Annotated in this window: 13 protein-coding genes; 8 read left to right on the top strand and 5 right to left on the bottom strand. The window is 71.3% G+C overall.

Going from position 1 to position 15,774, the window contains the following annotated elements; genetic code table 11:
* A partial coding sequence (locus tag AB0K28_RS13580) for a transposase (RefSeq protein ID WP_364368928.1) occupies positions 1–622 on the bottom strand: 622 nt, incomplete at its 3' end.
* A 149-nt stretch (positions 623–771) separates the two neighbouring features.
* Here AB0K28_RS13580 and AB0K28_RS13575 point away from each other — a divergent pair.
* Complete coding sequence (locus AB0K28_RS13575; RefSeq protein WP_345392893.1) at positions 772–1,038, top strand: DUF6510 family protein; 267 nt, start codon at positions 772–774, stop codon at positions 1,036–1,038.
* A 93-nt stretch (positions 1,039–1,131) separates the two neighbouring features.
* Positions 1,132–2,532, top strand: a complete 1,401-nt coding sequence (locus tag AB0K28_RS13570) for an LCP family protein (RefSeq protein WP_364368925.1) — start codon at positions 1,132–1,134, stop codon at positions 2,530–2,532.
* Positions 2,533–2,601: 69 nt separating this feature from the next.
* On the opposite strand, the gene AB0K28_RS13565 is transcribed toward AB0K28_RS13570, so the two are convergent.
* Positions 2,602–2,772: a DUF3073 domain-containing protein gene (locus tag AB0K28_RS13565; RefSeq protein ID WP_345392899.1), complete on the bottom strand. Its 171-nt coding sequence runs from the start codon at positions 2,770–2,772 to the stop codon at positions 2,602–2,604.
* Positions 2,773–2,858: 86 nt separating this feature from the next.
* On the opposite strand from AB0K28_RS13565, the gene AB0K28_RS13560 reads away from it, so the two are divergent.
* Complete coding sequence (locus tag AB0K28_RS13560) at positions 2,859–3,191, top strand: metalloregulator ArsR/SmtB family transcription factor (protein WP_043615149.1); 333 nt, start codon at positions 2,859–2,861, stop codon at positions 3,189–3,191.
* On the opposite strand, the gene AB0K28_RS13555 is transcribed toward AB0K28_RS13560, so the two are convergent.
* Positions 3,184–3,363 carry a hypothetical protein gene (locus AB0K28_RS13555; RefSeq protein ID WP_345392902.1) on the bottom strand — a complete coding sequence of 60 codons (180 nt, stop codon included), beginning with the start codon at positions 3,361–3,363 and terminating at the stop codon, positions 3,184–3,186. The two genes, AB0K28_RS13560 and AB0K28_RS13555, sit on opposite strands and share 8 nt — an antisense overlap.
* A gap of 117 nt (positions 3,364–3,480) precedes the next feature.
* On the opposite strand from AB0K28_RS13555, the gene AB0K28_RS13550 reads away from it, so the two are divergent.
* Positions 3,481–4,359: a 1,4-dihydroxy-2-naphthoyl-CoA synthase gene (locus AB0K28_RS13550; RefSeq protein ID WP_345392905.1), complete on the top strand. Its 879-nt coding sequence runs from the start codon at positions 3,481–3,483 to the stop codon at positions 4,357–4,359.
* Between the two features lie 9 nt (positions 4,360–4,368).
* Positions 4,369–5,298: an aminoglycoside phosphotransferase family protein gene (locus AB0K28_RS13545; protein WP_364368920.1), complete on the top strand. Its 930-nt coding sequence runs from the start codon at positions 4,369–4,371 to the stop codon at positions 5,296–5,298.
* A gap of 84 nt (positions 5,299–5,382) precedes the next feature.
* Here AB0K28_RS13545 and AB0K28_RS13540 read toward each other — a convergent pair whose 3' ends face one another.
* Positions 5,383–6,306 (bottom strand): NADP-dependent oxidoreductase, encoded by a 924-nt coding sequence (locus AB0K28_RS13540; protein WP_364368917.1) that lies wholly within the window; start codon positions 6,304–6,306, stop codon positions 5,383–5,385.
* A gap of 133 nt (positions 6,307–6,439) precedes the next feature.
* Here AB0K28_RS13540 and AB0K28_RS13535 point away from each other — a divergent pair, with 133 nt between their 5' ends.
* The 3 genes from AB0K28_RS13535 to AB0K28_RS13525 are packed head-to-tail and all read left to right on the top strand — an operon-like array spanning position 6,440 to position 13,898.
* Positions 6,440–6,991: a hypothetical protein gene (locus AB0K28_RS13535; RefSeq protein ID WP_364368914.1), complete on the top strand. Its 552-nt coding sequence runs from the start codon at positions 6,440–6,442 to the stop codon at positions 6,989–6,991.
* Complete coding sequence (locus AB0K28_RS13530; protein WP_364368911.1) at positions 6,991–9,084, top strand: flotillin family protein; 2,094 nt, start codon at positions 6,991–6,993, stop codon at positions 9,082–9,084. Before AB0K28_RS13535 ends, AB0K28_RS13530 begins: the two co-directional genes overlap by 1 nt.
* On the top strand, positions 9,081–13,898 hold the full coding sequence (locus AB0K28_RS13525; protein ID WP_364368908.1) for a DNA repair ATPase: 4,818 nt from the start codon (positions 9,081–9,083) through the stop codon (positions 13,896–13,898). Before AB0K28_RS13530 ends, AB0K28_RS13525 begins: the two co-directional genes overlap by 4 nt.
* Positions 13,899–14,052: 154 nt before the next feature.
* On the opposite strand, the gene AB0K28_RS13520 is transcribed toward AB0K28_RS13525, so the two are convergent.
* A complete protein-coding gene (locus AB0K28_RS13520; protein WP_364368905.1) occupies positions 14,053–15,681 on the bottom strand; it encodes a TlrC/CarA/OleB/SrmB family ABC-F type ribosomal protection protein in 1,629 nt (542 codons plus the stop codon).
* Between the last annotated feature and the right edge of the window lie 93 nt (positions 15,682–15,774).

Here is a 15,774-nt window from a genome sequence, read left to right as displayed (position 1 = left end):
GCTTGGGGTTGACGATCTTCTCGCCGGTCGAGAGCGTCGCCAGCGCGGTGATGCCCGCATCCACCCCGACGCTCCGCCCGGCGGGCGGGAGCGGGATGATCTTCTCCTCGACCAGGAGGGACACGAACCAGCGTCCCGCGCCGTCACGGGAGACGGTGACCGTGGACGGCCGCGCACCCTCCGGCAGCGGACGCGACAACACAATGGCCAGCGGCGTGTCCATCTTCGCCAGCCACAACCGGCCCTCACGCCAGCGGAACGCCGAGCGGGTGTACTCCGCCGACGCCCGGGACTTCTTGCGGGACTTGAATGTGGGGTAGTTGGCGCGCCTGGCGAAGAAGTTCGCGAACGCCGCCTGAAGATGCCGCAGCGCCTGCTGAAGAGGGACCGACGACACCTCCGACAGGAAGTCATAGTCTCCGCTGCGCTTCCACTCCGTCAGGCGCGCGGAGGACTCCACATAGGAGACACGGCGGCCTTCCAGCCGGTAGGCGCGGGTGCGCTCCTCGAGTGCCTTGTTGTAAACGAGACGGACGCAGCCGAACGTCCTGGCAAGCTCGCCGGCCTGCTCAGGGGTCGGATAGAAGCGGTACTTGTAGGCCCGCTTCACGATCTGCGCCACGCCCCACATGCTACCGAACGATCAACCAAAGCTCGCTCCTGTGTTCGATACACCGGTTCACCTGACGGCGAACCGGCTGCCCCTGTCCTGCCCCGCAGGGGTCCGAATCCTTCCCCGCCTGAAGGCGGGGGTTTCCACGGAGGTATCTGATGACGGCGGAACACCTCGACGGCAACGCGCTGGCCGGCCCGCTCGGCGAGATCTTCGCGGTGGACGTGGTCTCCGCGACCGGCCGCTGCGCGAGCTGCGGCCTCACCGGGCCGGTGGCGTCACTGCGCGTGTACGGGCCGGAGCCCGGCCTGGTCGCCCGCTGCCCCGGCTGCGACGAGGTGGTGCTCAGGCTGGTGCGCGGCCCCGGCACCGCCTGGCTCGACCTGCGAGGCAGCGTATCCCTGCGCATGAGCGTGCCTGACTGAGTACACTCTGGCACTGTTCACCGGCCGAGATCTGTACGGCGAGGCTCTTGGCCACGGGCGGCTACCCTCGGCCCCGGTCTAGGGGGAAGTCACGTGAGCAGCGGGCTTGTCGAGGTGCCACCGTCCGATCACCGCACGCCGCGGCGGCGCCGCCACTGGTTGCGCTGGGTCATCACGATCAGCGTGGTCGTCGTGCTCCTCGTCGTCGGGGTGGCGGTGGGCGTCTTCGCCCGGCTGACCGGCAACGTCAAACACACCGACCTCACGGCCGACGACCTCGGCGCCACCCGCCCGCCCAAGGTGGCAGGCACCGCGATGAACCTCCTGGTCGTCGGCTCCGACCAGCGCAACGGCAAGAACGCCAAGTACGGCCGGGTCGCCGGCGAGCGCACCGACACGATCATGCTGGTCCACGTGTCGTCGCAGCGCGACAACGCGATGGTGATCAGCTTCCCGCGCGACTCGCTCGTCCAGCTGCCCGCCTGCCGGGCCACCGGCGCCTTCCCCGGCCAGCAGGCCCACCTCGGCATGATCAACGAGTCGTTCAACTCCGGCGGCATCGGCTGCACCTGGAAGACGATCGAGTCGCTCACCGGCATCCACATCGACCACTTCGTGAAGGTCGACTTCACCGGCTTCAAGGGCATCGTCAACGCCGTCGGCGGCGTCGAGGTGTGCCTGCCCGAGCCGGTCGACGACAAGAAGGCGCTGCTGCACCTGCCCGCCGGGCGGCAGAGCCTCAACGGCGAGCAGGCGCTCGGCTACGTACGCGCCCGCTACAGCCTCGGCGACGGCTCCGACATCGGGCGCATCCAGCGCCAGCAGATGTTCATCGCCTCAATGGTGAAGAAGGTGCTGAGCGGCGAGACGCTCACCGACCCCGCCAGGCTGCTCGCCATCCTCGACGCGGCCACCCAGGCCGTCACCACCGACCGCGGCCTGACCCTCGGCGTCATGAAGGACCTCGCCACCAGCCTCCAGGGCATCGACGTCGGCAAGATCCGCTTCATCACCACCCCGTGGCACTACTCGCTCACCCAGCCGGGCCGCGTGGAGTGGGTGCAGCCGCAGGCGCGCAAGTTGTTCCAGATCGTCGCCAAGGACGAGAGCGTCGAAGGCGTCAAGGGCGGCCAGGAGAAGGTGGCCCGCTCGAAGATCCAGGTCGAGCTGCGCAACGGCACCTGGCGTACGGGGCTGGCGACCGAGGTGGCCGCCGCCCTCGAACAGCGCGGCTATCACATCGCCAAGATCGGCGACACCGCCCGCAAGCCGCAGAAGCAGACCACCGTCTTCTACGGGCCCAACGGCGAGACCCGGGTGCCCACCCTGTCCAAGGACGTGCTCAAGAGCCGGCCGAAGGAGCTGGCGGCGGCGCGTACGAGCCGGTTGGTGCTGGTCATCGGCGACGACTGGCAGGGGCTCAAGCCGCTGCGGGCGGGCGACACCGAGGCGCTCAAGGGTTTCGACGCCACGCACGACACCTGCGCCACCTGACCGGCGGACGCGGCGTCATGGGGGTCGCCGGAGCCCAGGGCTCCGGCGATCCGCGCAGCGGGCCCCTGGTCAACGCCCGCGTTCGGACTCCTGCTCCGACGGCGTAGGCGGGTACATCTCCTCGCGTCGCGTGTCGGCGCCCAGCTCCTCGCGCAGCCGGTCGTAGTCGATGTTGTGGTTGGCGTACTTCAGCTGGCGAGCGACCTTCGTCTGCTTCGCCTTGGCTCTTCCTCGGCCCATGGCTTCTCCCTAGTCCCCGCTGTCATGCTATCCAACAACATAGCGACTTGAAGAATTATGCAACTGAACTAGATTACTCTGAAGCTATGCACGTGGAGGTCTACCAGGCCAAGGCCGACTTCTTCCGAACGCTCGGCCACCCCGCTCGCATCCGAGTGTTGGAGCTACTCCAGGAAGGGCCACTGCCCGTCAGGGACCTGCTGGCCCAGATCGACATCGAGGCCTCGAGCCTCTCCCAGCAGCTCGCCGTCCTGCGCAGGGCCGGCATCGTGAGTGCGATCCGCGAGGGCAGCACCGTGGTCTACACGCTGGCCACGCCCGAGCTCGCCGACCTGCTGGGCGCCGCCCGACGCATCCTCACCGACATGCTGGCCGACCAGGGGGAGCTGCTCGCGGAGCTGCGCGCCGAGGTCACCTAGCCGACACCCGCCGCACGTGGCCGGGATACCACGCGGTGAAGGCGGCGGGCACCACGAACGAGAGCACTTTGATGGCGACCACCGTCGCCGTCGCGTGAAGGGAGGCGTGCAGCACCACGGTCAGGGCGATGGCGGCGACGGTGAAGGCCACCGCCCAGGCCGGGGTGAGCACGGTGTCGAGCCGGAGGAAGCGCGGGTGGTCCCAGGCTGATCTACGGCCGCCGCCTCGCCGAGAGCCGGCGCCAGTGGGGCGAATGGGCGGAAAACCAGATCGGTTAGGCTCTCGGCCATGGTCTCCGAGTTGTTCGATCCCAAGGCGTGGCAGCCCGTCGAGGGCTTCGACTTCACCGACATCACTTACCACCGGGCCGTCGACCACGGCACCGTGCGCGTCGCGTTCAACCGGCCCGAGGTGCGCAACGCCTTCAGGCCCCAGACCGTGGACGAGCTCTACCGCGCGCTCGACCACGCCCGGCAGACCACCGACGTCGGCTGCGTGCTGCTGACCGGCAACGGCCCCTCGCCCAAGGACGGCGGCTGGGCCTTCTGCTCCGGCGGCGACCAGCGCATCAGGGGCAAGGACGGCTACCAGTACGCCGACGGCACCCCCTCCACCGGCCGCCTGCACATCCTCGAGGTGCAGCGGCTCATCCGGTTCATGCCGAAGGTCGTCATCTGCGTCGTGCCGGGGTGGGCCGCGGGCGGCGGGCACAGCCTGCACGTCGTCGCCGACCTCACGCTCGCCAGCGCCGAGCACGCCCGCTTCAAGCAGACCGACTCCGATGTCGCCAGCTTCGACGGCGGCTACGGCTCGGCGTACCTCGCCCGGCAGGTCGGGCAGAAGTTCGCCCGCGAGATCTTCTTCCTCGGCGAGACCTACAGCGCGGCCGACGCCCACCGCATGGGCATGGTCAACGCCGTGGTGCCGCACGCGGAGCTGGAGGCGACCGCGCTGGAGTGGGCCCGCAAGGTCAACGGCAAGTCGCCGACCGCGCAGCGCATGCTCAAGTACGCCTTCAACGCCGTGGACGACGGGCTGGTGGGCCAGCAGCTGTTCGCGGGCGAGGCGACGCGGCTGGCGTACATGACGGACGAGGCGGCCGAGGGCCGCGACGCGTTCCTGGAGAAGCGCGAGCCCGACTGGTCGCCCTACCCCTGGCACTACTGATCCGGAGCCATGCGGATCACGGTGCCCGCCGCGCTGACCGCCTCGCACCTGCGTCACGCGGACGACGCGGGGCCCGCCTGGGTGGCCGCGCTGCCCGGGCTGGCCGAGCGCTTCCTCGACGAGTGGGAGCTGCGGCCTGACGGCGAGCCGAGCCACGGCATCGTGGCGCTCGTGCTGCCCGTGGTGCGGGCCGACGGGACGCGGGCGGCGCTCAAGCTCCAGCCCGTCACGGAGGAGACCGCCGGCGAGGCCCTGGCGCTGCGTACGTGGGCGGGCGACGGCGCCGTACGCCTCCTCGCCGCCGACCCCGGGACCGGCACTCTGCTCCTCGAACGCCTGCATGCCCGCCGCTCCCTGGAGGACGTCCCCGACGTCACCGCGGCCCTGGAGACCCTCACCGCCCTCCTGGGCCGCCTCTCCTCCCATCCCGCGCCGGCGTCCGGGTGGCGGCGGCTGGAGGACATCGCGTGGCGCATGCTGGACGAGGTGGACGCGGCCGTCGCCGCGTTGCCGCGCGAGCGGGACCGCGCCTGGTTGCGGCGGTGCGCCGATGCCGTCGCCGAGCTGGTTCCCGAGCTGGCGGGCGGGCATCGTGACCGGCTGCTGCACTGGGACCTGCACTACGCCAACGTGCTGGCCGCCGACCGGGAGCCGTGGCTGGTCATCGACCCGAAGCCGCTGGCCGGCGATCCAGGGTTCGAGCTGCTGCCCGCCCTGTGGAACCGCTGGGACGAGGCGGTGGCGACCGGCGACGTACGCAGGGAGACGCTGCGCCGCTTCGACCTCATGACCGAAGGACTCGGCGCCGACCGGCGGAGGGCGGCCGGCTGGACGCTCGGCCGGGTGCTGCAGAACTGCCTCTGGCTGGTCCGCGAAAACGACCGCGAACTGGACGACGTCCAGCTCACGATCGCCGAGGCCGTGCACACGCGCTGGTGACCGGCCGAGCGACCAGAGACACTCCACCCACCCCGAACGCCTGCCGGCCGCCCGGGCGGCCCGCCCCATGACGGGGTGGGGGCGTCAAGGGGTGATGACGACCTTGCCGGCGCCGTGGCGGCCCTCGACGTCGCGGTGCGCCTCCGCCGCCTCCTCCAGCCGGTACGTCCGCCGCACCCGCCAGGAGACGGAGCCTTCCGCGTACAGCCGCGCGTACCGTCCGAGCCGCTCGGCCGACCGCTCCCCCTGCACCAGCCGCACCCCGAGCGCGCCGGCCTTGTCGTGCTCGACCATGGTGACGATGCGCCGCCGGTCGGCGACCAGGTCGAGCGAGACCTCAAGCGCGTGCCCGCCGGCCCCGTCGAGGGCGGCGTCCACCCCGCCGGGCGCGAGCGCGCGGACCCGGTCGGCCAGTCCCTCGCCGTAGGTGACGGGGATGGCCCCCAGCTCACGCAGGTAGTCGTGGTTGGCCTCGCGGGCGGTGCCGATCACGGTGGCCCCGCGCCGCCTGGCGATCTGCACCGCCGCCGTGCCCACGCCGCCCGCCGCCGCGTGCACGAGCAGTGTCTCGCCGGCGGCCAGCCCGAGGTTGTCGAGCGCCAGCTCGGCCGTCTGCACCCCGGCGGTGAGGCTCCCCGCCACCTCCCACGGCACCCCGGCCGGCTTGGGCGTCACGTTGGCGGCCGGCACCACGACGTACTCGGCGCAGCAGTTGAGCACGTTGAACCCGAGCACCTCGTCGCCCGCCGAGAACCCGGTCACGTCCGGCCCGACCTGGTCGATCACGCCGGCGAACTCGTTGCCTGGAATGCGCGGGAACGGGATGTCATCGAGGTAGCCGGGCATCCAGCCCGCCCGGATGGCCGTGTCGAACGGCTGCACGCCCGCCGCCCGCACCCGGACTCGCACCTGGCCGGGCCCCGCCTGGGGAGCGGGCAGCTCCATCATCTTCAGCACTTCCGGTCCGCCCGTTTCCGTGAAGGCGGCCGCTCTCATCAGATCGCTCATGCGATCAAGCCTGCTACCTCAACTTGGCTTGAGGTCAACACCATATCGACTCGGGAACTTTTTCCTTTACTCGTGCTTTATCTAGATATAGTCCTATTGGACACACACGGGGACGGGGCAACACCGGGGCGGCATGACCGACTTCTTCAGCATCGCGTTAAGTTTTCCGACTGTCATTTTCACCTTCCTGCTCGGGGTGGTCGTCGCCTATTGGCTGGCCGTGATCACCGGTCTGTTCGAGATCGAGGACGACGCCGCCTGGCTGGGGTTCGGGGGAGTTCCCGCCGGCGTCGCGCTGTCGTTGCTCGTCGCGCTGGCCTGGCTGCTGTGCCTCATCGGCGCCGTGCTGACGAGCGGCGGCCTGCTGATCGTCGTGCCGCTCGCCGCGTCGGCGGCGGCCTGGCTCGCCGTCCGTGCCCTGCTGAGACCGCTGCGCGCACTCTTCCCCCAAGGGGAGACCCGCTCGCGCGACGAGTTCGTGAGCCAGCCGTGCGTGATCCGCACCGGCACCGCGACCCCCGACTTCGGCCAGGCCGAGGTCACCTCCGCCGACGGCTCGTCCGCGATCGTGCAGGTGCGTACGACCGGCGCCGACCGCCTGAAGCGCGACGACGCCGCCCTCATCTTCGACTACGACAAAGACGGCGAATTCTTCTTGGTCATGCCGTACGAAAGTGAGCACTGATGGACGTCATCTCCACCGGCTTCGGCGTATTCCTCGCCGTCGTCCTCGTCATCGTGATCGGCCTGCTGCTCGTGATCGGCCGCCTTTTCCGCAAGGTCGAACAGGGCAAGGCACTCATCGTGTCGAAGGTCAACAAGGTCGACGTGACGTTCACCGGCGCGGTGGTCCTTCCGGTCGTCCACAAAGCCGAGATCATGGACATCTCGGTGAAGACGATCGAGATTGAACGCACCGGCCGCGAGGGCCTGATCTGCCGCGACAACATCAGAGCCGATATCAAGATCACTTTCTTCGTCCGCGTGAACAAGACCGCCGAGGACGTCATCAAGGTCGCCCAGGCCATCGGCACCGCCAGGGCCAGCGACGAGACGACCCTGCAGGAGCTGTTCAACGCGAAGTTCTCCGAGGCGCTGAAGACGGCGGGCAAGCACCTCGACTTCGTCGACCTCTACACCAAGCGCGACGAGTTCCGCGACGAGATCGTCCGGCTGATCGGCACCGACCTCAACGGCTACAGCCTTGAGGACGCGGCCATCGACTACCTGGAGCAGACCGCGCTGAACCAGCTCGACAAGAGCAACATCCTCGACGCGCAGGGCATCCGCAAGATCACCGAGCTGACGGCGATCGAGCACGTGCGGACCAACGAGTACCAGCGCAACGAGGAGAAGGAGATCACCCGCCAGAACGTGGACGCCCGCGAGGCCATCCTGGAGCTGGAGCGCCGCCAGGCCGACGCCGAGCTGAAGCAGCGCCGCGAGATCGAGACCGTCAAGGCCCGCGAAGAGGCCGAGATCGCCCGCGTCCAGGCCGAGGAGCGGCTGCGCGCCCACGCCGCGAACCTCAAGACCGACGAGCAGCTCGGCGTCGCGAACGAGAACAGGGCCCGCGAGGTCGCCGTCGCCGAGAAGAACCGCGAGCGCGTGATCGCCATCGAGGCCGAGCGCATCGAGAAGGACCGCCTGCTGGAGGTCATCGCCCGCGAGCGGGAGACCGAGCTGTCGCGCATCGCGAAGGACATGGAGGTCGAGACCGAGAAGCGGTCGATCGCCGAGGTCATCCGCGAGCGCATCGCGGTGGACAAGACCGTCGCCGAGCAGGAGGAGTCGATCAAGCGGCTGCGCGTGGTCGAGGAGGCCGAGCGCACCCGCCAGCAGGTCATCATCGCCGCCGAGGCCGAGGCCCAGGAGAACCTGGTCAAGGACATCAAGGCGGCCGAGGCGGCCGAGGCCGCGTCCAAGTTCAGGGCCCGCGAGGAGCTCGTGCTGGCCGAGGCCAGGCAGCAGGCCGCCGACCTGGACGCGCGCGCCAAGATCCGGCTGGCCGAGGGCATCCAGGCCGAGACCGCCGCGGCCGGCCTCGCGGAGGTGCAGATCAAGGAGCGCGACGCCGAGGCCATCGAGAAGGTGGGCCGCGCCGAGGCTCTGGCGCTGAAGGAGCGGCTGGCCGCCGAGGCCGACGGCGCCAAGGCGATGGCCCTGGTCGAGGGCGAGCGGCTCAAGGCCCGCGCCGAAGGCGAGCAGGCCATGGCGCTGGCCGGCGCCGCGGCGGTGGGCGAGAAGCTCAAGGCCGAGGCCGAGGGTCTGACCGAGAAGGCCGCCGCGATGGCCGCGCTGGACGAGGCCAGCAGGGCGCACGAGGAGTACCGCCTGCGCCTGGAGGCCGACAAGGAGATCAGGCTCAAGCACATCGACGTCAACAGGCAGGTCGCCGAGTCGCAGGCCAGCGTGCTCGCGGCCGGTCTGGCCAAGGCCAACATCGACATCGTCGGCGGCGACACCATGTTCTTCGACAAGGTGGTCGGCTCGATCACCGCGGGCAAGGTCGTGGACGGGTTCGTGGGCCACTCGCAGGTCGCCGAGGCGGTCGTGTCGCCGTACGTGAACGGCAGCGCGAGCCTGGCGTCCGACCTCGCGCGCGTGGTCGGCGGCGTCAGCACCGAGGACCTCAGGAACGTCACCGTCTCCGCCCTGCTCATGAAGCTCATCCAGGACGGCGGCCCGCAGTCGTCGGCCCTCGGTGAGCTGCTGGAGACCGCCCGCAGGCTGGGTGTCGCGGACTCGCCGGTGGCGGCGCTGGCCGGCGCGAAGTGAGCACGCTCGAAGCGAGTCTGGAGGCGGGGACGTACGAGGTCCTCAGGAACCGCCTCCAGGCTCAGGCCAAGGCGCTCGCGGAGGCGGCGGCCAGGCTCAACGACGCGCGGCTGAAGGTCTTCGGCGGGGCCGAGCTGCGCCTGCTCGGCACCGAGCGCATCCGTACGGAGCACAACTGCGTCCCCAGGGACATCGTCTCCCTGGGCGACGTGATGTTGTTCGGCTACAACGTCTTCATCGGGCTCAAGCCGGAGACGACGGTGGCCGACGTGTTCGCCGTGCACCGCTTCTCCAGGGACGGCGACGCCTTCAGGTTCGACGCCGACCGGCTGGCCGCGCTGGACGACCCGGCGTTCAGGAAGGACTTCGCCGAGCTCTACCGCTACTACAAGGAGACCCGGCTGCAGCAGCTCAGGCGGGTCGAGGGCAAGCTGCTCGCGGTCTTCAGGACCGGTCCTGGGGACACGCGGGTGCTGCGCTGGACGGTCAGCACCGCCGGAGTCTCGAAATATCTGGATAACAGGGGTGAGCGCGACCACGAGTTCCCCCCGTCCCACGACTTCGAGTGGACCGCCACCACCCGCGACGACCACGTGCTCGGCCGCCACCCGCACATCTCCATCGACGGCGAGGTGTTCGTCGAGACCGTCGGCGGCGACCTCACCATCAAGGTCGAGGACAACACCGAGACAGGGGCCGGCATCTACTCCGAGCCCGTGGCCGAGCCGCTGCAGAGCCTCGGGGACGCCGACGTCGAGTACGCCCGCGTCGGGCCGCTCATCCTCATGCGGATCCGGCCGTACAAGGAGCCCGACTGGCGCCACCTCGTCTTCAACACCCGCACCAAGGGCGTCGAGCGGCTCGACGGCATCGGGCAGGCGTGCCAGCGGCTGCCCGAGGACCAGGGGCTCATCTTCCCCGGCGGCTACTACCTCGCCACCGGCGTCAGCAAGACGTTCGACACCGACGTGACGGACCTGGAGTTCGAGCGGATGGTGCGCTCCCCCAACGGCGAGGACGTCCTGTACGTCTTCCACGCCAGGGGCGACGGGCGCTCGCTGCTGCTGCCGTACAACGTGATCAGGAAGGAGGTGGCCACCCCGATCGTCTGCCACGGGTACTCGCTGTTCGACGACGGCACGATGGTGGTCTTCCGCGCCACCTCCGACGAGCCCACCCGGGTGCACCCGATGCAGGTGTGGCAGACGCCGTACGTGTCCGACACCTACGCCGCCACCCAGCCCGTCGGCACCGGGCCGCTGGAGCGCATCGGCAACGCCGAGCTGGTCCGCGGCATCTCCGACTGCCTGTCGGTGGCGCGGATGGTCGAGGAGATGGCGCCGTCCGCCGGCACGTTCGAGGGGCTGATCGGGGCCTGCACGCGCGCCTTCGACTCTTACCACTGGCTCGGCGAGCACGGCCTGCTCGGGCCGCTCACCGACGTCCGCGCCACCGCCGAGCAGGTGCTCGACGAGTACGAGAACGTCGAGCAGCTCACCCGCCAGGCCGCGCGCACGCTGGAGTCGGCCACCGAGGAGACCACCCAGCTCGTCCGCCGCGCCCAGGCCGACGACCCGGACACCGCCGACGCGTGGGTGACGCTGCTGGCCACGCTGCGCCGCGCCCAGGGCCACCTGGTGACGCTGCGCGAGACCCGCTACATCAACCTCGCCGCGCTCGACGAGCTGTCCGCCGCCGTCACCGAGGCGGTGGCCGGCACCGGGCAGCGGGCCGTCGCGTTCCTGTCCGGCGAGGACGCCTTCACCGCCTACCACGCCGCCGTCGAACGCCTGGCCGCCGACGCCGCCGCCATCGGCACCGCCGCCGAGGCCGCGCCCGTCGCCGACCGGCTCGCCGAGCAGGCAGAAGGGCTCGAAGTCGTCACCGAGGTCGTCGGGTCGCTGGACATCGCCGACGCGACCGTCCGCACCTCCATCCTGGGCCGCATCGCCGAGGTGCTCGGCGGCGTGAACCGGGCGCGGGCCGTGCTCGACGGCCGCCGCCGCGAGCTGCTCGGCGCGGAGGGCAGGGCCGCGTTCGCCGCCGAGTTCGCGCTGCTCGGGCAGGCCGTCACCGGCGCGCTCGCGATGGCCGACACGCCCGCGCGGTGTGACGAGCAGCTCGGCCGGCTGATGCTGCAGATCGAGACCCTGGAGTCGCGCTTCGGCGAGTTCGACGACTTCGCGGCGCAGCTCGCCACCAAGCGCGACGACGTCTACGAGGCGTTCTCCGCCCGCAAGCAGACCCAGCTCGACGAGCTTGCCAGGCGCGCCGACCGCGTCTTCGCCTCCGCGGAACGGGTGCTGGCCGGCGTCACCAGGCGGCTCGGCACGCTCGGGTCGCTCGACGAGGTCAACACCTACTTCGCCACCGACCCGATGGTGGCGCGGGTCCGCTCGGCGGCCGGCGAGCTGCGGGAGCTGGGCGACGCCGTACGAGCGGAGGAGCTCGAAGGCCGGGTCAAGTCGGTGCAGCAGGAGGCGGGACGGGCCCTGCGCGACCGCCTCGACCTGTACGACGACGGCGGCGAGACGCTGCGCCTCGGCCACCACCGCTTCGCGGTCAACACCCAGCCGATCGACCTGACGCTGGTGCCCCACGACGGCTCGATGTTCTTCGCCATCACCGGCACCGACTACCGGGCGCCCGTGCCCGAGTCGTTCGCCGACACCCGGCCGTTCTGGGAGCAGTCGCTGGTCTCGGAGACGCCGGAGGTGTACCGCGCGGAGTACCTCGCCGTCTCCCTGCTCGACGGCGTCACGGCCGGCGCGCCGCTCGCCGACCTGGTCAGGCAGGCCGCCGAGTCGCGCTACGACGAGGGGTACGAGCGCGGCGTCCACGACCACGACGCCACGCTCATCCTCGACACGCTCGTCCGGCTGCGCGAGGGGGCCGGGCTGCTGCGCTATCCGGCGGAGGTACGGGCGGCGGCGCAGCTCTTCTGGGCCTTCGGGACCGACGAGGTTTCACGTAAAACATTGGCCACCCGGGCCGTGTCGCTGGTGCGCGCGCGTGAGCTCTTCGGCTCCGCACCCGCCGTGACCGAGCTGGCCGAGGAACTGGGCACGGCCATCGCCCGCTTCTCCTCCGAGACCTCAGGATCCCCTGATCAGGGTGGGGTCGCGGGGCTCGCCGGCGAGTACCTAGTGGAGGAGCTGGGCGGGACGCCGGCCGGTTTCGTGACCGGGAAGGCGGCGCGCGACCTGCTCGACGGGTTCAGGCACGAGCTCGGCCCGGCCAAGAACCGCGAGTTCGAGGACGACCTCAAAGCGCTCCCCCTCCCCGAACGCCTCCAGCTCGCCCGCGCCTGGCTCACCGCCTACCGCCAGGGTCCCGAGCTGCCCGAGGCGGTCGCCGTGCTGCTGTGCGACCTGCCCCGCCACGACTCCAGCGCCGCCACCGCCGAGACCGTGCACGGGCTGCTCGGCAGCCATCCCCGCATCCGGGACCGCGCGCTGGAGCTGCGGCTGGACGAGATCCTGCCGCGCATCAGGCGGTTCGCGGCCGAGCGGGTGCCGGCCTTCCGCGCCTACCAGCGCCGCCGGAGCGAGCTGGTCGAGGCCGAGCGCCGCCGCCTGCGCCTCGAGGAGTACAAGCCGAAGGTCATGAGCGCCTTCGTCCGCAACCGGCTGCTGGACGAGGTCTACCTGCCGCTCATCGGCGACAACCTCGCCAAGCAGCTCGGGGCGGCGGGCGCGGGCAAACGCACCGACCAGAACGGCCTGCTGCTGCTCATCTCGCCGCCCGGCTACGGCAAGACCACCCTCATGGAGTACGTGGCCAGCCGCCTCGGCCTGGTCCTCGTCAAGGTAAACGGCCCCGCCCTGGGCCACGCGGTGACCTCGCTCGACCCCGCCGACGCGCCCGACGCCACGGCCAGGCAGGAAGTCGAGAAGATCTCGTTCGCGCTGGAGAGCGGCAACAACACCCTGCTCTACCTGGACGACATCCAGCACACCTCGCCCGAGCTGCTGCAGAAGTTCATCTCGCTGTGCGACGCCCAGCGCCGCATGGAGGGCGTCTGGAACGGCCGCACCCGCACCTACGACCTGCGCGGCAAGCGGTTCGCGGTGTGCATGGCGGGCAACCCGTACACCGAGTCGGGGCAGCGCTTCCGCATCCCCGACATGCTCGCCAACCGGGCCGACGTGTGGAACCTGGGCGACGTGCTGGCCGGACGCGAGGAGCTGTTCGCGCTGAGTTACATCGACAACGCCCTCACCTCCAACCCGGTGCTCGCGTCCCTCTCCGGCCGCGACCGCTCCGACGTCGAGCTGCTCGTACGCCTGGCCAAGGGCGACACCGCCGTCCGGCCGGACCAGCTCACGCACCCGTACACCAAGCCCGAGCTGGAGCGGATCCTGGGCGTGCTCGCCAAGCTGGTGCGCGTCCAGGAGGTGGTGCTGGCCAACAACCGGGCCTACATCGCCTCGGCCGGGCAGTCGGACGCGGCTCGCACGGAGCCGCCGTACCGGCTGCAGGGGTCGTACCGGAACATGAACAAGCTGGCCGAGCGCATCGTGCCCGCGATGAACGACGCCGAGCTGGAGGCCCTGATCGACGACCACTACCTGGGCGAGGCCCAAACGCTGACCACCGACGCCGAGGCCAACCTCCTCAAACTGGCCGAACTCCGCAACCGCCTGTCCCCCGCCCAGGCGGAACGATGGGCCGCGGTGAAGGCCGCCTACCTGAGGGACAAGGCACTGGGCGGCGCCGAGGACGACCCGATGACCCGCGCGGTGGGCGCCCTCGGCCTGCTGGCCGACCGAGTGGGCGAGGTAGGCACCGCCATCAGAGCATCAGACCACTGACCCCACCCGGCTGCCCTGCACCTGACCGCCCGCCCGCCGGCCCGAAGCCGGCCGGGCCTCAGGCAGGCGCCGCCCCAGCCCGCCGCCCGGCCGCCGCCCGGCGGCCGGTCCGCGGCCGGGCGGGCGAGTGGCGGGGCAGCGGGGCGGTCGTGGGTCAGGCTGGGGCGCCGTTGCGGAGCTCCAGGTGGGAGCCGGTGAAGGTGGCGCGTAGGCGGCGGTCGTGGGTGACGATCATCAGCGCGCCCTCGTAGGAGGCCAGCGCCGCTTCGAGCTGCTCGACGAGGTCCGGCGACAGGTGGTTGGTCGGCTCGTCGAGCAGCAGCAGGTCAACGGGGTCGCTGACCAGGCGGGCCAGCTCGACCCTGCGGCGCTGCCCGTACGACAGCTCGCCCAGGCGCAGCCGCAGGTCCGCGGGCCGGAACAGCCCCAGGGCCAGCAGCGCGTCCGCGTGCTCGTCCAGCGACCCCGGCCGCCCGTGCGCGTAGGCGGCGAGCAGGGTGCGCTCCGGCGGCCCGGCCGCCTCGTCCTGGCGCAGGAGGCCGGCCCGGCCCGTGCGCACGACCGTCCCGGCGTCCGGCCGCAGCTCCCCGGCCAGGACGCGCATGAGCGTGCTCTTGCCCGCCCCGTTCGGCCCGGTGACGAGCAGCCGCTCGCCGGCCCGTACGGTGAGGGCGTCCAGCCGCAGCCGCCCTGCCACCTCCACCCCATCGAGCACCACCACCGCCACCGGCTCGCCGGTCGCGGACACGGTGGTGGCCGAGGGGACGGTGGTGAAGCGTAGGGGGTCGGGGGGCGGGGTCAGCGGGTTGGCGGTCAGGCGCTGCACTCGCTGCTGCGCCTGACGGATGCGGCCCGCGGCGCCGTGCGTGCGGGAGCGGGCGCGCCACGCGCCGGTGCCCATGCTCGCCAGGGTCAGCTTGCGCGGCACCGCGGCCAGCCGGCCGGCATTGGCGGCGACCAGCGCGGAGTGGCGGGCCAGCTCCTGGCGCCACTCCTCGTACGCCCGCAGCCGCGCCGCCCGCTCGGCGGCCTTGGCGGCGAGGTAGCCGTCGTATCCGTCGCCGTAGCGGCGCACCCGTCCCTCGCCGACCTCCAGCACGGTGGAGGTCACCCGCTCCAGGAACATCCGGTCGTGGGTGATCGCCACGACCGTGCCCCGGTGGGCGCGAAGGCGCTGTTCGAGCCAGGCCACGGCCCGGTCGTCCAGGTCGTTGGTGGGCTCGTCCAGCAGGAGCAGCTCGGGTTCGGCGGCCAGCGTGGCGGCCAGCGCCAGCCGGGAGCGCTCGCCCCCGGACAGCGTGGCCACCGGCCGGGACCGGTCGAGCCCCGGCAGCCCGAGCCCGTGCAGCGCGGCGTCCACCCGCGCGTCGGCCTCGTACCCGCCGCGCGCCTCGAACTCCGCGACCAGCCGGGCATAGGCGTCCATGGCGGAACCGCCGGCGGCCAGCGCGTGCCCGGCCTCGCTGATCCTGGCCTCCAGTGAGCGGAGGTCGGCGAGCGTACGGTCGATCGCGTCGGCCACGGTCGCGTCCGGCGGCAGCTCCAGAGACTGCGGCAGGTACCCGACGCCGCCCGGCGCGACGACGGTCAGGTCGCCGTTGTCCGGCCGTTCGGCGCCCGCCATGAGCTTGAGCAGCGTGGACTTGCCCGCTCCGTTGTCCCCGATGACCCCGATCCGTTCGCCGGGGCTGACGGTGAAGGAGACCCGGTCGAGGACGACCCGGGTGTCGTAACGCTTGGTGATGTCGTGAAAAGTCAGTTGGGCTTGGGCAGCGGTACGCATAAAGCGCGTTCCCCTTTGATCGGTACGGAAGATGACCGATGCGGGGCGGCACGGGCGGAGCTCAGGCTCGACGCGCGTGCGCCCCGGGGGCGA

The organism is Nonomuraea sp. NPDC049504 (assembly GCF_040676845.1).
Lineage (GTDB): Bacteria > Actinomycetota > Actinomycetes > Streptosporangiales > Streptosporangiaceae > Nonomuraea > Nonomuraea salmonea.
The sequence above is the reverse complement of the archived record's forward strand: the minus strand, read 5'-3'. Positions and strand labels throughout refer to the sequence as shown.

Coding starts and splice junctions, on each gene's coding strand:
- AB0K28_RS13545 (WP_364368920.1), top strand. CDS start 4,369: ATGCGGATCACGGTGCCCGCCGCGCTGACCGCCTCGCACCTGCGTCAC.
- AB0K28_RS13535 (WP_364368914.1), top strand. CDS start 6,440: ATGACCGACTTCTTCAGCATCGCGTTAAGTTTTCCGACTGTCATTTTC.
- AB0K28_RS13560 (WP_043615149.1), top strand. CDS start 2,859: ATGCACGTGGAGGTCTACCAGGCCAAGGCCGACTTCTTCCGAACGCTC.
- AB0K28_RS13550 (WP_345392905.1), top strand. CDS start 3,481: ATGGTCTCCGAGTTGTTCGATCCCAAGGCGTGGCAGCCCGTCGAGGGC.
- AB0K28_RS13520 (WP_364368905.1), bottom strand. CDS start 15,681: ATGCGTACCGCTGCCCAAGCCCAACTGACTTTTCACGACATCACCAAG.
- AB0K28_RS13565 (WP_345392899.1), bottom strand. CDS start 2,772: ATGGGCCGAGGAAGAGCCAAGGCGAAGCAGACGAAGGTCGCTCGCCAG.
- AB0K28_RS13530 (WP_364368911.1), top strand. CDS start 6,991: ATGGACGTCATCTCCACCGGCTTCGGCGTATTCCTCGCCGTCGTCCTC.
- AB0K28_RS13540 (WP_364368917.1), bottom strand. CDS start 6,306: ATGAGCGATCTGATGAGAGCGGCCGCCTTCACGGAAACGGGCGGACCG.
- AB0K28_RS13575 (WP_345392893.1), top strand. CDS start 772: ATGACGGCGGAACACCTCGACGGCAACGCGCTGGCCGGCCCGCTCGGC.